Source organism: Christiangramia portivictoriae DSM 23547, assembly GCF_000423045.1.
In the GTDB taxonomy this organism is placed as follows: Bacteria; Bacteroidota; Bacteroidia; order Flavobacteriales; family Flavobacteriaceae; genus Christiangramia; species Christiangramia portivictoriae.
This window is the reverse complement of record NZ_AUHF01000008.1, coordinates 111,804-131,618: the sequence shown is the minus strand read 5'-3', so window position 1 is coordinate 131,618 and position 19,815 is coordinate 111,804. Positions and strand designations below refer to the sequence as shown.

15 protein-coding genes are annotated in these 19,815 nt (G+C 34.4%); 4 read left to right on the top strand and 11 right to left on the bottom strand.

Features of this window, described 5'->3' with window-relative positions:
- Nucleotides 1-187: 187 nt before the first annotated feature.
- The gene (locus tag G529_RS0107255) at nt 188-1,525 is read right to left on the bottom strand and encodes an AGE family epimerase/isomerase (protein WP_026914905.1); all 1,338 of its coding nucleotides are present in this window, start codon (nt 1,523-1,525) and stop codon (nt 188-190) included.
- Nucleotides 1,526-1,709: 184 nt separating this feature from the next.
- Between G529_RS0107255 and G529_RS0107250 the strand changes: the two genes are divergently transcribed.
- From G529_RS0107250 to G529_RS0107240, 3 genes are read left to right on the top strand one after another with little or no spacing between them, the layout of a single operon-like run.
- A complete protein-coding gene (locus G529_RS0107250) occupies nt 1,710-4,154 on the top strand; it encodes a glycoside hydrolase family 9 protein (protein ID WP_211220656.1) in 2,445 nt (814 codons plus the stop codon).
- Nucleotides 4,151-5,128, top strand: coding sequence for a glycosyl hydrolase (locus G529_RS15600; protein WP_035695761.1), 978 nt, complete (start codon nt 4,151-4,153; stop codon nt 5,126-5,128). The genes G529_RS0107250 and G529_RS15600 overlap by 4 nt, the downstream gene beginning before the upstream one ends.
- On the top strand, nt 5,112-7,073 hold the full coding sequence (locus G529_RS0107240; protein WP_026914903.1) for a hypothetical protein: 1,962 nt from the start codon (nt 5,112-5,114) through the stop codon (nt 7,071-7,073). Before G529_RS15600 ends, G529_RS0107240 begins: the two co-directional genes overlap by 17 nt.
- Nucleotides 7,074-7,336: 263 nt before the next feature.
- On the opposite strand, the gene G529_RS0107235 is transcribed toward G529_RS0107240, so the two are convergent.
- The 4 genes from G529_RS0107235 to G529_RS15590 form a co-directional block, all read right to left on the bottom strand.
- Nucleotides 7,337-8,305, bottom strand: coding sequence for a type I phosphomannose isomerase catalytic subunit (locus G529_RS0107235; RefSeq protein ID WP_026914902.1), 969 nt, complete (start codon nt 8,303-8,305; stop codon nt 7,337-7,339).
- 1,379 nt (nt 8,306-9,684) lie between these two features.
- Nucleotides 9,685-10,368: a YDG/SRA domain-containing protein gene (locus G529_RS16145; RefSeq protein WP_051201377.1), complete on the bottom strand. Its 684-nt coding sequence runs from the start codon at nt 10,366-10,368 to the stop codon at nt 9,685-9,687.
- Nucleotides 10,369-11,451: an endonuclease NucS domain-containing protein gene (locus G529_RS0107225; protein ID WP_026914901.1), complete on the bottom strand. Its 1,083-nt coding sequence runs from the start codon at nt 11,449-11,451 to the stop codon at nt 10,369-10,371.
- Between the two features lie 186 nt (nt 11,452-11,637).
- Entirely contained in the window at nt 11,638-11,859 is a 222-nt protein-coding gene (locus tag G529_RS15590) for a YDG/SRA domain-containing protein (RefSeq protein ID WP_051201376.1), read from the bottom strand.
- 137 nt (nt 11,860-11,996) lie between these two features.
- Between G529_RS15590 and G529_RS0107215 the strand changes: the two genes are divergently transcribed.
- On the top strand, nt 11,997-12,494 hold the full coding sequence (locus G529_RS0107215) for a hypothetical protein (RefSeq protein WP_026914899.1): 498 nt from the start codon (nt 11,997-11,999) through the stop codon (nt 12,492-12,494).
- A gap of 177 nt (nt 12,495-12,671) precedes the next feature.
- Here the strand turns inward: G529_RS0107215 and G529_RS0107210 are convergent, their stop codons facing one another.
- The 6 genes from G529_RS0107210 to G529_RS0107185 are packed head-to-tail and all read right to left on the bottom strand — an operon-like array spanning nt 12,672 to nt 19,812.
- Nucleotides 12,672-13,127, bottom strand: a complete 456-nt coding sequence (locus tag G529_RS0107210) for a S1C family serine protease (RefSeq protein ID WP_026914898.1) — start codon at nt 13,125-13,127, stop codon at nt 12,672-12,674.
- A complete protein-coding gene (locus G529_RS0107205) occupies nt 13,124-13,423 on the bottom strand; it encodes a hypothetical protein (protein ID WP_026914897.1) in 300 nt (99 codons plus the stop codon). The genes G529_RS0107210 and G529_RS0107205 overlap by 4 nt, the downstream gene beginning before the upstream one ends.
- Before the next feature lie 12 nt (nt 13,424-13,435).
- Nucleotides 13,436-14,095, bottom strand: coding sequence for an OmpA family protein (locus tag G529_RS0107200; RefSeq protein ID WP_026914896.1), 660 nt, complete (start codon nt 14,093-14,095; stop codon nt 13,436-13,438).
- A 2-nt stretch (nt 14,096-14,097) separates the two neighbouring features.
- Nucleotides 14,098-15,699, bottom strand: a complete 1,602-nt coding sequence (locus G529_RS0107195; protein WP_026914895.1) for a sbcc family protein — start codon at nt 15,697-15,699, stop codon at nt 14,098-14,100.
- 1 nt (nt 15,700) lies between these two features.
- Nucleotides 15,701-16,486 carry a hypothetical protein gene (locus G529_RS0107190; protein WP_026914894.1) on the bottom strand — a complete coding sequence of 262 codons (786 nt, stop codon included), beginning with the start codon at nt 16,484-16,486 and terminating at the stop codon, nt 15,701-15,703.
- Nucleotides 16,483-19,812 carry a hypothetical protein gene (locus G529_RS0107185; RefSeq protein WP_026914893.1) on the bottom strand — a complete coding sequence of 1,110 codons (3,330 nt, stop codon included), beginning with the start codon at nt 19,810-19,812 and terminating at the stop codon, nt 16,483-16,485. The genes G529_RS0107190 and G529_RS0107185 overlap by 4 nt, the downstream gene beginning before the upstream one ends.
- Between the last annotated feature and the right edge of the window lie 3 nt (nt 19,813-19,815).

The window sequence follows — 19,815 nt, the reverse complement described above, 5'->3', positions numbered from 1 at the left end:
TAAGTAGGGCGAAAATTTGAATTTTTCGCCCTACTTATTTTTTAGTTTGATTGTCTATAAAGTATCCCGAATTTGACCAAATACGTCATTCTGAACTTGTTTCATAATCTTAAGATCCTCAGATAAATTCATGCTGACGAGATAACTATTATGACTAACAATGAATATACATTTTTCAGTAATCACCTTATTTCTTTAGAGTTTCCATGCAATTTATGAGTGCTCTGAAATTGTGATAAGTAGCTTTCCAAATATGTCCTTTCAGGTCATCCTTAGTTTCCGGTCTGATATCCAGTCCCCATTCATACCAGCCACCAAAACGCTCATCCATAAAATAGGTGTTGGTATATTCCCATAATTTATCAAAATATGAGCGATAATTATGATCGTCTTCAGGAAAGTGATGATGCATAATTAGCAGTGTATTCAAACCTTCGGCCTGGGACCACCAGTTTTTATCTTTATTTACCAGCGTAAGATTTTTATCATCACCAAAATAATAGCCCCCGTCATAAAATCCACCCAATTCCGAATCCCATCCATTTTCCAGGGAATGATCTACCATCTTTTTACCTTTTGCCAGGGTTTCTTCTGTATCCTCACGCCCCAAAGCTTCAGACGCTTCCAGCATTAAATAAGCGGTTTCAACATCATGACCGAAAGAAACATGATCCAGGTAATAATGTTTTTCTATCTCTTCTTTCGACTGATCATTAAAAGTAACCGGTGTCCAATCGGCTTCAAAAAAGAGATTCATATAATTCCGGTCGCTTACAATAGTATCACGAATTAGTAAAAGTAATTCTTCCAGTCTTTCTGCAACAAGATCATCTGGCCAAACTTTATAAAGTTCCGTAAAGGCTTCCAGCAAATGAATAGAACTGTTCTGATCCTTATAGCCCACGTCTGAAGTGGAATCAAAACTGTCGTCTCTGGTAATTGGAGAACCATTCATGTTCAATGACTGGGAATATCCTTTATTTACTGGGTCATGACTATGTTCTTCCAACCAGTAAAAAGTTTTTTTCGCCAGTTGCAGTGCTTCTTCATTCTGCGATGCTCTGGCATAAGCCGCTAAACCGTATAAGCCAAAAGCGTTACCATAGGCGGTTTTCTCTTCAACTTTTTTAGCAATTGGCTCCCCGGTTTTAGAAACCAGGTTATGAAAACCTCCATATTCCTTATCCCACATCACATCCCTTAAGAACTTAAATCCATGTTCGGCATATTTGAGGTAATTAGCATTTTCTGGGAATACTTCAGCAGCTACTGAATTGGTCCAGATATGCCTGGCCTGGGTCACGATCATTTTATCATGTTTTTCTCCCAGTTTGAAATCATAGGTAATTTCACTGTAATAACCTCCGTCCTCATTATCAATGGCCAGAGGATACCATTTATCAAGTAAATTTTCTTTAGCGTCTGTTTTCATTTCAGCGATGAGTTCTTCATTCGAGGTATTATCCTGACAAAAAACAGTGCTAACCGAAAGAAACATGAGTCCTAAAAAGTATCGTATTTTCATAAAAGAATATTTTTCAGATTAAATATATAGCAATGATTTCAATAAGAAAGTCGTCTGAAAATATCCTATGGGAAATAGATAAAAAAGTATTAAGTCCTGTCCAATACATAGGCCTATTTTTAGTTTCTAATTTTTCATGATGCGAAATTTTATTTTACTCTTTTCGATTTTAGGCATAGCAAATTTGTATGCACAAAAAACTTCCGATTCTATAGATATTTTCAGGATTAATGATTTGGAATACCTGGAAAGACGGGGGGCAAACGTTATGCTTGCCCACGATTTTTATCCGGAAAGTCATCAGGGCGGGGTTGGAATTATCCAGAATGGGATTCGTGTGGCGACCAATGGAGACCTTAGACTTGAACCTGCCCCCGGGCAATGGCAGCCAGTTCCAAAGGTTGGAGAGCAACAGATTGATCGTGAAAACCAGGAAATAAGTGTACAGATGAGCTATCCAGATCCTTCCAAAGATCGCAAAGGATTTAATCCCATTATCTACCCTGAGCTAGAAATGAGCTACGAACTTAAGGTAATTCCTCAGGGAAAATCCTTTAAAATCATAGTTGATCTCGACAAACCACTACCGGAAGAATGGGTGGGAAAAGTAGGAATGAATATTGAATTTTTCCCCGGAATCCTCTTCGGAAAACCCTTCTATATGGATGATGATTTTGGCATTTTTAACAGGCAAGCGAACGGACCCGGGTATTATACTGATGAAGATGAATTCCGGTTAAAACCTATGGCCAGGGGAAGTAAGCTTGTTATAGCACCCGGAACTCCAAAACAAACCATAAGCATTGAAAATTTAGGTGAAAACAGGTTAGAATTATTAGATGGCAGAGCTATTCATAGTAACGGCTGGTTTATAGTAAGATCACTGGTGCCGGCCGGAAAAACTAAGAATGCCATAGAATGGCTGGTCACCCCAAATACGCTCAAGGATTTTCTTTATTCGCCGGTCGTACAGGTTTCCCAGGTAGGTTACCATCCCGCACAGGATAAAATAGCGGTGATCGAAACAGATCCCAATGATAACAGAAAACTGGAAGCAAAACTCCTTCGAATTAATAATGAGGGCGGTTATACGGAAGTGATCTCTAAACAACCTGAAGAATGGGGCGATTTTCTTCGATATAAATATTACCAACTGGATTTTACCGAGGTGAAAAAACCGGGAATGTACGTTGTTCAATATGGCGATTATCAAACGGAAGCTTTTCAGATTAGTGAAGTTATTTATCAAAGGGATGTCTGGCAACCTACACTTGAGTATTTTTTACCTGTCCAGATGTGCCATATGCGCGTAAATGACCGCTACAAGGTGTGGCATGGCCTCTGCCATATGGATGACGCGAGAATGGCTCCAACAGATTATAACCATTTTGACGGTTATCTACAGGGGGCTGAAACATTGACCCAATATCAATCTGGCGAACATGTACCCGGAATAAATAGTGGTGGCTGGCACGATGCGGGAGATTATGACCTGCGGGTGGAATCCCAGGCTTCAACCGTTCAGGGACTGTCTCATATTTATGAATTATTCGGGGTGGATTATGATAATACGAGTATCGATGAAAATAAGCGGATCGTAGAAATCCTTCAACCCGATGGTAAACCCGATATGTTACAACAAATCGAGCACGGTGTTCTTTCAATTGTTGGAGGTTATAAGTCTATGAAGCGTTTTTATCGAGGAATCATTGTTCCTACTAACCGACAGTATATTCTCCTGGGAGATCCTGTAAACCATAGCGATAATAAGATATTTTCGAATGCTGAAGCTGATGAGGATATTCCGGTAGGCCTGGAGGGCGCACCAGATGATCGCTGGGTTTTTACTGAAGATAATCCGGCGCGAGAACTTTCAACCGCCGCTGCTTTGGCTGCCAGTGCAAGGGTTTTGAAAGATTATAACCCGAAGCTTGCTGAAGAATGTTTATCCATTGCAGAAGCAATCTGGAAAACTCATGATAAAACTCCATTTGTTCCAAAGACAGAACTTGCTGTTGAATTGCTTCGAACTACGAAAAAACAAGAATATTCAGAATTTCTTATAAATAATTCTGATGCAATCACTTCAGATATTAGTAATACCGGATGGATTGTAGGTCCTGCATTTCCTTTAATACATGACGATAATTTTAAAAAACAGGTGAATGCGGCTGTTCAGAAATATTACGAAGAAGTGGTACTATTAGGTGAAAAAACGCCTTACGGAATGCCTTATGAACCGGATATCTGGGGCGCAGGGTGGGGAATTCAGAATTTTGGAATGAAACAATATTATTTCCACACCAGCTATCCGGAAATCTTTCCGAAGAAATATATGCTAAATGCCCTGAACTTTGTTCTTGGTTCGCACCCTGGTGTCAATACTTCCTCTTTCGCATCTGGAGTTGGCTCTAGGTCATTGACCCAGGCCTATGGAGTGAATCGCGGGGAATTCTCGTTCATTCCGGGTGGAATTGGTTCCGGAACGGCTTTAATAAGGCCGGATTTTCCTGAATTACTGGAATGGCCATTTCTCTGGCAACAAACCGAATATGTGCTGGGAGGCGGTACAACAGATTATATCTTTTTAGTACTTGCTGCAGACCAACTTTTAAATCAGAAAAAATGAAAAACCTGATCCTCTTTCTCGGATTGCTTACCTCAATTTCGGGTTCGGCCCAACAGCTCGTAAATCCGAACGCCAGTCCTGAAGCAATTCAGTTATTAGAATATATCTATTCCTTAAATGGTAAAATTTTAACCGGTCAGCATAGTTATAACGAAGAGCCTGATAAATTTTATAATATCGCACAGGAAATTACCGGTAAATATCCGGCGGTATGGGGAAGCGATTTTTACTGGAATGGGGAAAAAGATCCGGGAGAAAGAATTGTAAAGGCGACCATCAAAAAACATGACGAAGGTTCTATTATAACGCTTATGTGGCATGTGGGGAGACCATCCGAAAATCCTCCGTATGGCTGGAGTGAAAGTGTTCAGAATGAATTTAGTGATAAGCAATGGCAGGAATTACTTACCCCCGATTCTCCTACACATACAAATTGGTTGAAGCAGGTAGATAATCTTGCTCAGCATCTTAAAGAATTACAGAAAGCCGGGGTACCCGTTCTCTGGAGACCCTATCATGAAATGAACGGAGTTTGGTTCTGGTGGGGGAATAATTCAGAGGCTTATAAAAAGCTTTGGAAAATGCTTTACGACCGTTTAACCAATTATCATAAGCTTAATAATTTGATTTGGGTCTGGAATGCGAATTCTCCCCGGGATATTCCTTACGATGAAGCATTTCCGTATAAAAATTTTTATCCGGGAGATGAATTTGTGGATATACTGGCCACCGATGTTTATCACTATGATTACGAACAGAAAGATTATGAAGAACTTTTGGAACTCGCAGAAGGTAAACCTATTGCTTTGGGAGAGGTGGGCGAATTACCAAAACCAAAGATTCTGGAAAAACAGCCAAAATGGTCCTGGTTTATGGTCTGGTCTAACTGGCTACAAACTGCAAATAGCCCGGAGCGGGTAAAAGAGGTTTATAATTTTTCAAATACATTAACTAAAGATGAAATTAAGAATTAAGCATACATTAATCCTGCTACTATTTATCACCGGTGTGGCTCAGGAAGTTTCAGCCCAGGCTGAATTCGAGACCTGGGGCAACCTTACGGGAATTCGAACAGAAAACGGTTTTTTCGATTTTAACTCCAGTCTTGTCATTATAAATAAAAATGGTAACGAGTGGGAAACCCGGAAGGAAGGTCAGAAAACAGATTTTAAAAGAGAAGATGGAGCTAAAACCTTCAATTACGGAATGCGTGACATCAGCTGGAATCAAAAGCTTCAATCAGCCGGAGAAGGAAAAGCAAATATACAGGTAGATTTCACTTCTCCGCAAGACACGGTTCTTCAGGGAGCGTATTTCAGAATAAAACTACCGGAAGCATTTGGCAAAAACGCCAGTTTCAAAATTAGCAATCCCGAAACGATTACTGTTTCAAATTTTCATTCAGAATTTAAAAATGCTGAATATAAAGCTCCTGTAAAATCTGTAACCGTCAATTCAGAAAACCGGGAAATCACAATTATCGTAAAAGAGGCCACCGAATTAATTATTACTTCAGATGAGGATTCTTTAAATCCGGAATACCAGTTAAATTTTGCTATCGCAACTGGAAATATTTCAGCAAATAAAACTTATAAAAACACCTTTGAAATTGAAGTTTCCGGGAAAATGGATAATTCTCCGGTGACTTTGAAGCTCTATCCAGAGCAGGAAGGAAATGCTTTTGATGGAATTGGTGGCAACTTTCGTTTACAAAATCCGAAAGCAGATCCACAGGTGATAGATTATGCACTGGAAAATTTACGGGTGGCCTGGAGTAGAGTGGAACTTCCCTGGAAACAGTGGCATCCAGACCCTGAGAAGGATCCAATAGCTGAGGCGAAAAATGGAAACTTAGATCCTAAAGTAAAGGCTTCCATGGAAATGGCGCAACGACTCGATGAAAAAGGTATTCCAGTGATCCTGGCTGCCTGGTTTGCCCCGGACTGGGCTATAATAGGTGAAAGAGCAGAGGGAGTGAATCTCGACGGAAGCCGCGGGAATCAATTAGATCAGTCCAAAAAGGAAGAAATTTATAAATCAATTACTGCCTATATTTTATATTTAAAAGAAGAATACGGCGTGAAGACCGTGATGTTCTCCTTTAATGAATCTGACCTTGGAATTGATGTGCGGCAAACGCCTGAGGAACACGATCAATTGATAGAAGAACTTGGAAAATATTTTAGAAATGCAGGCCTAAAAACCAAATTTCTACTGGGAGATACGGCAGATGCCAATGGCTGGGATTTTACCACTCAGGCGTCGGTAAATCCGGAAAGCCTGCCCTTTATTGGTGGTGTTTCTTTTCACTCCTGGAGAGGCTGGACTGATGAAAACCTTATAAAATGGCATGATATTGCGAATCGTGTGGAGGAACCTCTTTTTGTTGGCGAAGGTAGTATTGATGCTGGAGCATGGCGTTATCCGCAAATCTTTGAAGAGTCTACTTATGCGCTTGAAGAGATTCGCATTTATTTGAAAATACTTAAAATCGCACAGCCTTTGAGTATTCTTCAATGGCAATTAACATCTGATTATTCGGTTCTTTCCGGAGGTGGAGTATTTGGTAACGACAAGGAAGAACTACATCCCACACAACGCTTTTTTAATCTGAAACAACTGGGAGATACACCTGAGGGATTAAAGGTAATTCCTCTTATTTCTGAAGAGAAAATGATTACTGCTACTGCCCTTGGAGATAAAAAAAGTGGTAAATACACTCTTCACTTGGTGAATAAAGGAGGAGCGAGAGAAGTTATTATTACCGGAATTCCGGAAATTGTAAGTTCATTAAGCCTATATATTACCAATAGTGAGAATTCTTATAGAAAAATAGAAACTTTGAAACCGGAAAATGGGAAAGTGAAATTTAATGCAGAAGGAGCAAGTTTTATTTCTCTTTTTTCTAATAAGAATTAGTTCACGAATGAATGTTTAGTTGGAATTTAAATTTTCGCAATATTAGCCCGTGGTATTTCGCGGGCTTATTTTTCGGATGGACTTCCCACATCTGAGTTTATTATTCAAGATTGAGTTCGTATCAATTTTAATAAGATTTTATCTCTGTTACCTTTAGCAAAATCAGTTTTTAAAACTCTAATCGATATAGTTTTAATTTGTTTCAATTATTTTAATCTGCACTTTAAAACCTTTTTTTAATTATTCGAAACTTCTTGCAGTATTTAAATATATACCTCTAATAATTCACATGAATTGGAGTGGATTGAAACCTTTTTGTTTATTGCTGGGATAAGTACAGTTTCTCCTTTTTCAATTTGTAAACTTTTTTCGGTCGTGGAAATAACTCCACTTCCTTCTGTGCAGATGTATATGATGAATGAATCAATATCAGAATGGTTTCTTGAAATATTTCCTCCTACTAATAAATGATTTGTTTTAAAATATTTACATTCAATTACTTTAGACGCTTCGTTAGTTAATTTATTATACGAAAGTCTGAAATCGTTCTTTCTTTGAAAGTCAATGGCATCCAATGCGAGCTCTGTATGAAGCTCCCGAGATTTCCCCTCACTATCTTTTCGATTCCAATCATAAATTCGGTATGTTACATCTGATGTTTGTTGAATTTCTGCCAGCAAAACCCCGGCTCCAATGGCATGAACTTTACCTGGATTAATGAAAATAGCATCGCCAGCCTTAACTTCTTCAAAATTAAGTAAGGAAACAATTTTTCCTGAATTCAAAGCATTTATATATTGCTCTCTATTAATGCTGTTTTTAAAACCAATATTCAGTTTAGCCCCTTTGTCTGATTGAAGGACATACCACATTTCCGTTTTTCCGAAAGAATTATGCCTTTTCTTTGCCAGATCATCACCCGGATGCAATTGTACTGACAGATCGTTCTTGGCATCAATGAATTTAATTAATAAAGGAAATTTGTTGCCAAATTGCTTATAATTTGCAGAACCCAATATTTCATTTTTATATATAGAAATTAATTCCATTAAATTCTTGCCTTTAGCGCTTCCGTTACTAACTACGGAAATATTTCCCGGTACAGCTGAAATTTCCCAACTCTCACCGATATTTCCTGATATAGTTTTCTTTTTTAAAACAGAGGCTAATTTGTTTCCGCCCCAGATTTTTCTGTGCAGGATTGGCTCAAATTTTATAGGATAGTTTATCATTTCAACAGTTCTATTATTTAATAATATTTTTTTAGTTTGATAGATCGACTTTTGATATTTTCAATCTAGCACCTTAATAACTTACTCAAAAGATGCTTGTAGCTAAAGTTTCATATTCTGATTTAAAAGGAATATCCTTATTCCAGAAAATTAAATAGGTGGAATCTTATTATAGCCGGTCATTTCGGGAAACAGGATCAAAAAAGTTAATAAACCCAATAGCAGACCCAAGGTATTTATAGATGCCTCATTTTTCTTTATGATTTTTTTGTCGCCAATTGTAAAAAGCAATACCAAAGACCATAGATATAATAATGAGGAAAAGTAGTGAGATATTAATACCCCGAAGGGAAAGAAGTGAAAATAGTTCAAGCTCAATTATCATTGATTTAATTAACTTAGGAAATGTCTTAGGTGTTGATAATTAATAAATTTAATAATTTTTATTATACTTCGACATTTTTGATTCTTTAGTTGGAGGTTGAGAAATATGTATTCTTCATCTTTATTAGTTATACTACTTATATTTTTGTGATCTCAAAATTATTTTCTGCTTATGAAATGTTTTTTTGTGTATGAATTTGGAAAACTTGGAACCTTTGAAATCTATTGATCTATTTTTCTCGGACCGAGTTTTTTTTATCAAATTATTTTGGGTAGACTCAAAGGAAATCTAAAGGATAAAGATTTAGCTCAATGGTTGAGAATTCAAAATTTTCCTAAAATTGAAAATGTTCATCTTACAAACTATGCCGGTTCCATAGGTAATATTAATTGTAGATCTACTAATAGAAATAAGGGTTAATAGATTGGAATCTATTTTTTATCCCACCATATAGAAGGCTATATATTGATTTGTTTTTGGATAAGCGCAGATTTGACTACCAATTTAAAAATTTTTAATGGAGTTAGCTTTTTGAATAGATTCAACGCGTTTTATCATAATACTTATTTGTAGTATCAGATATGTTATTAATTAATACTAAATGTTATTCATATGCAATAAAATCGCTCATAATGAAAATTGTTGTACCTGGAGAAAAAATTAAAGGCTTTCGATTTCTCGAAAGCCTTTAATTGTAGCGAGACCGAGATTTGAACTCGGGATCTCCGGGTTATGAAGAAGAGCTATCTTATGAAAAAGGTGAGATATATGTATTCAATAAATAATTTGTCACATAAAAATTGGTGCTAATTTCGGTGCTTTATTTTTTATTTATATAGGTAATGCCAAGTATTTAATAGTACTAAGAATTAGTAGATAGTTCCTCTTTCTCCGCAATAGAAAACCGCAAGGAGCTTATTTTAAAGCACTTGCGGTTTTTTTATGTCTTATTTGGCCGTGATTTGTACCGAAGAAATTCAAAATTCCTTATAGTTTACCTCGCTAAATATTTCCTTATCTCCAAAATCTCAAACCCAGGTCCAAAATCAATAGTCTCATTTAATTTTCTTCCGATTAATAATTGAGCCATTTTACTTTCCGAATTTATCGATTGAGCGGTTTCAGCTTCTACACCAATTCCAAACCACTTTTCTGGTTTTCCTGGCGATTTTAATAAAACAAGGTTTCCTATATCAATCTCTTCAGGACCTCGTAAATCTGAACCAATTTTATTTAGAGTAAACCGACAAATTTTATAACCGCTTTTACCAATTACCATTTCTGCATGAGTTACGTAAAATAAACCATCGTACTTATAACCTTCTTTCGGTGAAAATTTTGAGTTATGTTTCCAGCCTCTAATTACTCTCACAGGATAATTAGATTTCATGCTTTTTAATAGTCCAGCATTTCCAGGAGAGTCCCATTGTTGATGGGCAACCTGTTTGCCACTTGAAGTGTCGTTTCCTCCTTCACCGGTATAAAGAATTTCTTCTCCTAAATCATAATCATCTTCATATCCTCCGGACATGACTATTGCAGCTGCTCCATCTGAAGCATTACCATCTATACCCCTTACGGTTGACCTATGCAAACCTGCTTCTATTAATTCGTAACGATTATTAAAAACCGTGCCTTCGGATATGTTATTTGGGTTGCCAAAAATTGGAGTACTCATCTATTCAACTCTTTTTATCATGTGTTCTATAATATCACTATGATCCTTATTTAAATTGAATTTTTTCTTTACATCTTGGAGTAAATTGTAGATCATGGTATCATCCATATATCTGAAAAGACCAGTGTTCCAGGCTTTTCTTTTTGGAGCATTGGGGTTTTTAAAATAATCCCAGAATAATGGAGCTTCTTCTTCTTTGAAATCGATAGATTTTTCAAAATCCCCTATAGCAACTTCATACTGAGATTCCTCTCCATGAATATCAAAACCTGCAATCTCTGCTATGGAAAATATAAATCTTTCTGATTCATTTTGTCCCGGGCGCTTTGAAGTTAAAACCATCAACTTGCCTTGTTTTGCGCTAAGCATTCTTCTAGGCTCATTATTTGTTTTAGGCCCATGGTTGTGTCCGGGGTAAAACAGCAACTCTTTTTTGGCAATAGAATCATAGCATGGACAGCCATTTTCGAGTGATGGAGGGTTATTTTTCCAATAATCAGACTGACAATTGTTTTTAAAAGACTTTTGAACTTTACACCAAGTGCGGTTTTTGAAATTGTAATCTGCGTTATTTGGGGAACAAACGTCTGACCAATCATTGTCTACATAGGTTACTTTGAAGGCAATATTTCCATCTACCAATTTTTTATCTGATAAAGGCTTTGATATAATCTCAGAATAATTGATTTTTTGGAATTCTCGACTCAATCCGTTTGATTGAATTTTACTGTATAAGTCTTGTATTTTCGTTAGATCAAATTCAAGATATTCTATACCAAAATGTTCAAAAGCTTTTTTAATTGACTTTGGAATAATTGGGGCGATCAAAGCAATCCTCGGTTTTTCTTGATTCATGATCCCGAAGTATTCTAATAATTGCCCAATATCAGATCTGGTTACAACATTCCTTTTTAATTCAACTATTAGCTTCCGGTTAGATCTATCTCTGAATATTAAATCTGCCCGTCGACCATTTGAGAAAATATGTTGTCTAGAGATTAACTCGAGATCTGGTTCGATTAATTCAGAATGATAATTTTCAAAAACGTCCTCAATTTGACGTTCACTTAATTTTTGTTCCATTATAAACTTAAGGATTGGTTAGATTTATTTACAACGGAATTTTTGTAGGGAAAAATTCAAAGGTAATATACTAAAATATTGGTTTATAGGATAATACATTACCTCACTAGTCTTAGCTTAAATATAAGTAGAACAATTATTAATTAATTATTGTTAAAGTAATTTCTGATGAGGATTACTATAGCATTAATAAGAAGTATGTTTGAGAAAAGCATTTCCTGGCCGATGCCAATGTTGATGGGCCATTTGTTCGCCACTTGAAGAGTCGTATACTCCTTCACCGGAATATAGAATTTCTTCCCCCAAATCATGATCATCTTCATATCCTTCAAACATGCCTATAGCAGCTGCCCCAGCTGCAGCATTACTATCTATACCTCTTACGGTAGATCTATGTAAACTGCTCAAATTTATTCGCACCCGTTACTAAATTTTGTTTTTTCCTGAATATTATAAGGATTGCCGAAAGTAATATTGCTCATATTAATTAGGTTAGTATCTATTTAAAAATAAGTATTTTATCTAAACAATAAATATGGCCTACTATGGAAGAATTTTCATATAAAGCTGCGGTGTTAGATTTAATTTATCTTCAGGATCAACTCGCAGTTTTCACCAAGAAATATCCTGAATACGAGCAGATTGCTGATATTCTATGTGCTCATGATTATTTTGATGATGATATAGATATTCCTATTCCTACAATGACGAGTATAAGTAGAGATACCGGAATTAAGTTTACTAAAGTGAAAAAGCAACTAAAGGAAATTCATGATTTAATTTTTTCAAAAGATGGTGAAAATCTATCCTTCAATAAAACGCGTTATAGAATCTGCTTTTCAGATCATGGTGATCATTTTGAAATTAACTTAAAACACTTACCTGTAGTTCCAAGAGTAGGTGATAATTTAGATATTCCCTTTATAAAAGCTCGTTTAGCTTGGGGACTTTTCTATGTAGAGGAAATTGATCATGTATTTGACAATGGAACTCAGATAATCGAAATATGGTGTAAAACCGGACGAGCTAATCAATATTTATAATTTCGAAAGGATAAGGCTGAGGCTTTAGGAGAAATTGAAAATGAAGATGTTTGGAGGCTTAATAACTACGATTTGGGTCGTAAGTTATTAAGAAGAGAAATTGATTGGTAAATTATTCCCAAAAATTCAGAATTCGCTATTTCTTTATTTAATAGTGGCTTAACTAATTAGGTTGATTTAGTTTTGGATGTATTTTTTATAAGGTAAGGACTGAATGTCTATTGCAAAATTTAATTCTGAGCCAGTTCCTAAACCAGAGGATGTTATTCCAATCACCTCTCCTTTTAAATTAAATAACGGGCCTCCAGAACTACCGTGGTCGATTGTAGCATCTATTTGAATTCTTTCTTTACCCCGAAACGCAGATACAGCGCCCTTAGTAAGTGAATTTTCCAAGCCTTGTGGACTACCAATTGCAAATATATCCTCTCCTATTCTTGGTCTTTCTTCGGAAATGGTTAAATAGGTAGAGGATTGATACTCAGTTTTAAATATTATATAGTCGAGTTCATTTTCTTCACTATAATCCAAAATCTCGATAATTTTAAAATATTCTCCATTTTTGTAAATAACATTGACACGATCGGCATTTAAAACGTGATAATTTGTAATGCCTATATGTGGAGAAATCATAAACCCACTGCCTTGTCCAAATTCCTTTTCATTTTAATTGAATAAACAACAAAAATACTTTTTTCAAGTTCAGGATATAGTTGTTCTAAGCTCTTGGTTTTTTCTTCTTTTTCTTCATTGGCCTCCCGGCTGTCTTCCTTTCTAATAGGACCATTTGATTCTTCCGTAGCGAAATCTGAATTAGTTTCTTCCAGAACCGGGTAACTTCTATTTACATTTTTTTCTCGATCATGCTTACTAATACATGCACTAAAAATTATAAATAAGGAGAGAACGCTGAGATGTTTTAAGTTCAAACTAAAAAATTTTTAGGATTTTAAATCTAACAGTTTACCAACTTTGGAGGTGACCTGTATTGTGAATCTACGATTTAAATTCTCATCCTTTTCTCGGGATTGACCGAAATAACCACTACCCGCTATAAGGAGCTCACAGTTTTTTTTAATACTATCGAAGGGAATATTACACTTGTTTTTCCAAAAGTTGACTAAGGCGAGCGCTCTGCGATAACTAAGGTTATAACCAACATCTGGAATTACCTTATAGTTCCAATCACCATTATAAAGGGTGCGTTGAGTATTTCCTTCTACGATAAGCAAATATTCAACGGTAGGTTTCTGTTCGATTAATTTTGAAATTGTTTCAAACAAATTTTCACCAGCCTTTTTTAAATATTCGTGTTCTTTTTCATCCAAATCACTAATTTTTGAACTACCAGGATTGAAAATTACATCGACATTTAATTTATATCGCTTATTATAATTATCGTAAGCAAAATAGCTGGTGTCCAATGATTCTAAAGCAGTTTCAACTTCTTTAATTAACTCCAATTTTTGATTTTGGGCCTTTAATTCTGCATTCTTTTTTTGAAATATTAAAAAAGTAATAACAAAAAGGACCAACATTACGAAGAATAAACTTGTGAGTAGATCAGAATATCCTATCCAAAAAAAATTCTTTTTTTTCAAAATTAAAGCCAGATTAGGTCAATGAAAATATATATTGATACCGAGGTAACGGTCAAGCATGCGGAATAGAACGCTGTTTGTTTCATATAATAACTCACTCCTTTTTCTTTTTGAAGGACTATATTTGCATTTTTGGGTAATTGAATATTTAAATTTTTGAGGATTTCTGACTGGTTCAGAATTGCCTTTTCTATAACATCCAAGGTTTTATTTGTCCTTGAAATACCCTGCAAGGCTTCTAGATGATCTAATTTTTGAAAATTCGGACTTATTTCTTTTAAAGTATTATTATAACTTTCAATACTCTGATCGAAAGTTTCGTTATATTTTTTTATTGCAGTTTCAAAACTTTCACTGTATTGACCAATGGCGGTTTCAAATCCTTTATTGTATTTGTGAATAGCGTTTTCCGCCGTTTTATTGAATTTTTCAATTGAGGCGTTAAAGGCCTCAGAAAGGCTAGAATCATATTTACTTATTGCAGATCCAAAAGCCTCAATTTGTGCCGATACTGCCTGATTTAATTTATCTAATGCTCTATCAAAGCTTTTATTAGTCTCGCCAATTGCTACATTCACAGCCTCGGAGTAATATTCAAAACTTTGAATATGTTCGTTAAAGAACTTTGTTGCCTCATTACTAGACGTTATCATATCCTTCATTTCCCCAAGAATATAATTTACATTTTGAGTTGAACTAACTAGACTTTGTAAATTATTGCTTAATTCTGTAGTATTACCCAATGAATTATTGAGTTCCTTATAATAGCCAGGAAACGCTGAAAAGGTATCCATCATTCCAGATAGTGACTTAAATATTTCTGCGTTGCTAGCAGATAATTTAGAAACATCAAGATTTCTTACTTGCTTAAGTAAAGCTATTTCTTTATCAATTGTTTCTTTGACTAATTGGATGTTTTGATCTAAATTAGATACAACCCCTGGAGTTTTACTTGAAAAAACTCTTAATTCTCTAGATAATTCTTGAATTGCTACGTCATCTGATTTAATAAGTGTAGGTAATAATTCTGTTTGAACTTGAGATAAGAAGTCATTTTTCCCCTTATTCATTTTTGATTTAGCCAACTTATAAACTATTACAGATAGAAAAGTTGTGAAGGCTAAACCAATTACACTAACTATCATTGCATAGCGCACTCCATCTATTAACGGAGATAATCCTGATAAATCTGAATTTTCTTGGGGACTACTTGTTAAAACTGGAGTTAAGTCTACATAGAATAAACCTATTATAATCCCAATCATAGTACCGGCAAGTCCAAGATACAATGGAGTTGGTAATTTATTAGAAACCTCTTCATCTACTGTCTCAACGTTCCTTTCGACAATATCGTGGATAATATGAAAATCAATAACTCCACCTTTATTTTTTGAGATATAATTATTGATAGTATCAATAATTGTTTTTTTTACGTTGTTGGTACCTTTATATAAAAAAAGGTGCGATTCTTCATCCAGTGATATTTTTTTACTAAAAATACTTTGTAGTTTACTTGTACTAATGAGGATATCGATAACAGCAATAACCTGAAGTATAAAAATTACGCCTAAAAGTACCTTTTCACCAATCAATACATCTTCCATATTAGATATACTTTATTTTTAATTTTTTAGTTACTATTAAATCGTCCTCTTCTTGAATGACCTCTCCAGGCTCTACCATTTCGAACCTGGTATGATGAGATTCTTTAGCATTAATTATTTGACAAGCACGTTTTATATAAATATCTGTGGAAGCCATTATGCTATTTATAGTTGAAATTTTCATGTCAGGATATAATATTAGATACTTGTCATTTTTCCAAATATAAACACTATCGCTGTCGGGGGATTTAGTTGCTTCTGGAGCATAAAATGCTTTTTCTCTATCTGGTGCTTTTAAATATAATTCAGAATGACTATCCTCTTTATCGTAAAGATTTATTGGTTGAGATACTTCATCATTTTCTTCCTTTATTTGATTTTGTGAAGAAAAAGTTTCAGTGTTTGTTTGTTTTTGAATCGGAGCTTCCTCGAGAGGATCAGATTTTTCATTTGAATCAAGGTTATGGTCATATATAGATTCTACTTTTTTAAAATTTTCAGCTTTTGTCTTTTTCAGATATTCAATAGACCTCTCTAATTTCAAAATTCTAGAATCTAAAGATTCACCAGAGGTATCATAACCAATTGCTTCTCTATGCCTATTAAGTCTAGCTTCATATTTATTAAATTTTTGAATTTTGAAAAAACAAAATAATACTAGGCCTAAAAGAATTAATACCAGAATTAAAAGTATGGTTTCCAGTTCAAAGATGTCAAAGGTGTTTTCCTCTGGTATTTGATTTTGAAGCATTAAGTTGAAACTTTTTAAATAAAAGATAGGCCTCATGATATTTTTGTTTTTTGAGCAACTTTAGAAGCCAGCTCGTTTAACAAACCGATAAATGGATAAAAGAATAAAGTTTCTTCTATTGGGGAATCATGACTATTGAGGTCCTTCTCTCTTTCCGAAAGCCCTCGAAGAAGATAATCCTTAAGATTTTCGTTTCTCATGGTTTTAAATACTTCATATGAATTTTGAGAAACTCCAAATGATTTAAAGAAATCCGTTTTTTTATTTAAGTTGTCTAATAGTTTAAAAAAAGATTTTACATTTTCCAGAATACTTTCCTTAAGTTCTTCATTGATTGCGTTATATGAAATCGCATCATTAAAATTCGTACTTAACTCATTTCCAGGGAAAGAATACATTAAATCATCAATTTCCCTGTCTATTGAACCTCTAAGTGCTCCTTTAGCTGTAATAATTTTCGGTTTAGGATAAATCTCCGCTTTTAATTCTGAATCCTTATTGCTGTAAATAGAATTGAAAATTTCATTAAAAAGCTTATTGACTTTGACCTTCATTTCACTTGGATCGAGAATATTTAAGGATTTGGAACCTGTACCACTGAAAAGAATTTGTTTTGGAACTTCTAAGTTCTTCTTTTTCATTAGTTGCGCAAGATGATATATCAAAGCACTATAGAAAATTAAAAAAATGATTTTAGTATCCTCATCTTTCTTAAGCAACTTTGAATAATCTATTTGAATATTTTCATCAACTAAATTTGTATTATTTTTTAATGAAAAGAAGAAATTTGATAAATCTCTAGAACTACTTTTTTTAAAGATATCTTCAAGAACTTTTATCTCATTTGATAGAATATTGTGGTTAGCATTTAATTTTTCTTTAATTCCTGGATAGAATTTTTTTATAAATCCATTATTGTGAATATTGTTCGCGTAACCATCTCCAAAGATTGCATCTCCTGCGAATTTAACTGATGTTATATATTGCGGTGAATTTTTCTCGAAGACCGTCATATCAGTAGTACCCCCACCAACATCTATCGTTACTGTAGGTTTGGTAAGATTCATTTTATTGTCAAATTCAGTATAAAAATAGAAGGGGGCGATACTTTCAGGTAAACTGTTTAAATTAGAAGATTCTGATTGAGGAAATTCTTTTTGAAAGCATTCTTTCCAAATTTCTGTAAAATTCGACCTTTGGTAGTAAGTCATGCTAGATGGAAATAACCAGGTGATTTTAGTCTGGTTTAAATTGCCATTTTGAAGTAAAACATGATTCTTACAAAGTATAATAAGTTGATGTATAAATTTTTTAATTCGTTCGCTATTATAATCTTCGTTTGTATGAAGCCATTTCAAATTTGTAATTTCTTGAAGATGATCTTTTATTTCCACCTTTCCATAATCAAAACCAATATTGACATGACTAAATAAATGGGAGCTTTTATCATAATTGATAGTATCATTTTCTAATAGGACTGAGCGAAAAGGGAAACTATATTTTTCTCTACCCAATTCATTATTAATAACCTCTTGGGTTAATAGTTGCTCATTTACTTCAGAATTAACTTTTACTTGCCCTCGAAGAGAAATATTTCGATTTCTTAAAAATACAAAGTGATCTTTTTCTAATTTATATTCCTCCGGGAGGTTGCTTTGATTTGTAATATATTCTATATGCGTGTTAGTCGTTCCAAAATCTATGGCAAAATGAAAATTTGTCCCAGTATTCTCATGATGTCTCATTTTTGGAATTATAAAATTATCCCCCCCATCAGTGGTTATTTTAATCAGATCAAAGCTTTTCTCTGTTAAATAATAAGAGCTATATAAATTTTGTTTTGAGGACCTGTCAAATTCTTTGCCTTCTATTTTTGTATTACTCGCTTTATCAATTAACTGAATATTGACATTTTTTCTAGAAGTATTTTCAGCTAATGCAATAGTGTAATTGATGGGAGTCTGAGACTTAACAAAAGGATAAATTCCTAAAGCAAATTCTATATCAATTATTTTTCCAGTCTTATCTGGATTAGGCTGAAGGTTGACATAATATTCTCTTTTATATGGAATTGTATGACCATTTTGGATAGGTATATTTAAGGTTACCGTAACCATTTTTCCATCACCGTACTCCCTAATTTCCAACATATTTTCCTTTTCCAAATCTTCCTCATCGAAATAATCAAAGAATCTAGATGTAAGTGGTAATAAAAAATTCTCACTATTAGGTAGCGTTAAAAAATGTTCAGAATTTAATTCATAAGGCAGTCTAATTATATTATTGGCTAGAAAATCTCCTAAGGTTAAATAAGGATAAGTTTCGTTTACTCTGGGTAAGGTGCGTTTATCTAACGGTCTGGGATCATTAATTGGAACTTCGATCTGATCATCCCAAACGTCTGTTGTATATAATATACTTTGATATTTATCCACTGGTAATACTAGGGGAAGCTTTGCGTGATCTTTTTCCGTTTTTATAATGAATTCTGAATTAACCGGATCTACAGGAAGTGCTTTCTGAATGGAATATCCTGGTAGAGGTTCTATCTTGATTCCTGGATTATTGGGAAGGGTTAGGTCAGTATGATTTTTTGTAGAACTGCTTGAGTTTCTTAATTGAGAAGCAAAATTAGCGTCCCTTTGTTGAATAATTTTGAGAGTTAAATTTAGATACTGATGAAATTCAGGAAAATCATTTTGAAAATGATTTGTTTGATTTAAATCAAATATAGCTTCAATAAATTTTTTGTCCCTTTTATACAAAGCCTTTGGACTGTTGCTTAACATTTTATCTTTCTTTCCCCGGTATATCTTAATATCTCTTTTTGGCGCATCAGCAGAGGCAAAGAATAGTGTACGTGGTGAAGTCCCACCGATTACTTCATCTTGATATTTTAAAATGAAAAATTTGTCAAATCGGTCAAAATTAAGAGAGGAAGCATCTGAGGAGTCTAAAAATAATTGTAGGCTTTCTCCAAGATGACGATTTTCAATAGTATTCGAATTAAGTAGTTTTTTTAATTCAACGTCTTTATCCCAAACTTCAATAGAAAGGTCTTTTTTGTGTTTTTCAAAATTGAAAAAAATTTCCCCAATGTCTAATGCATTAGATACGAGAATATGCACATCATGGTCTGAATCAAGATCTAGACCTGTCAAGTTGCTTTCGCAAACCTCTTTGAATGCAGCTCGAACTAAATCAAGTTGAGCAAAAGGACTTGGAATTGAAGTAGGAAGTTTGTTACCTCCAGTATTTTCCACTTTTATAGATTGAATTACACCATCTCCGATATTTGCTGAATTAAACCAATCCTCTTTCACAGTTGCGGAGTTATTGAAAATTCTAAAAACTTTAGCCATGTC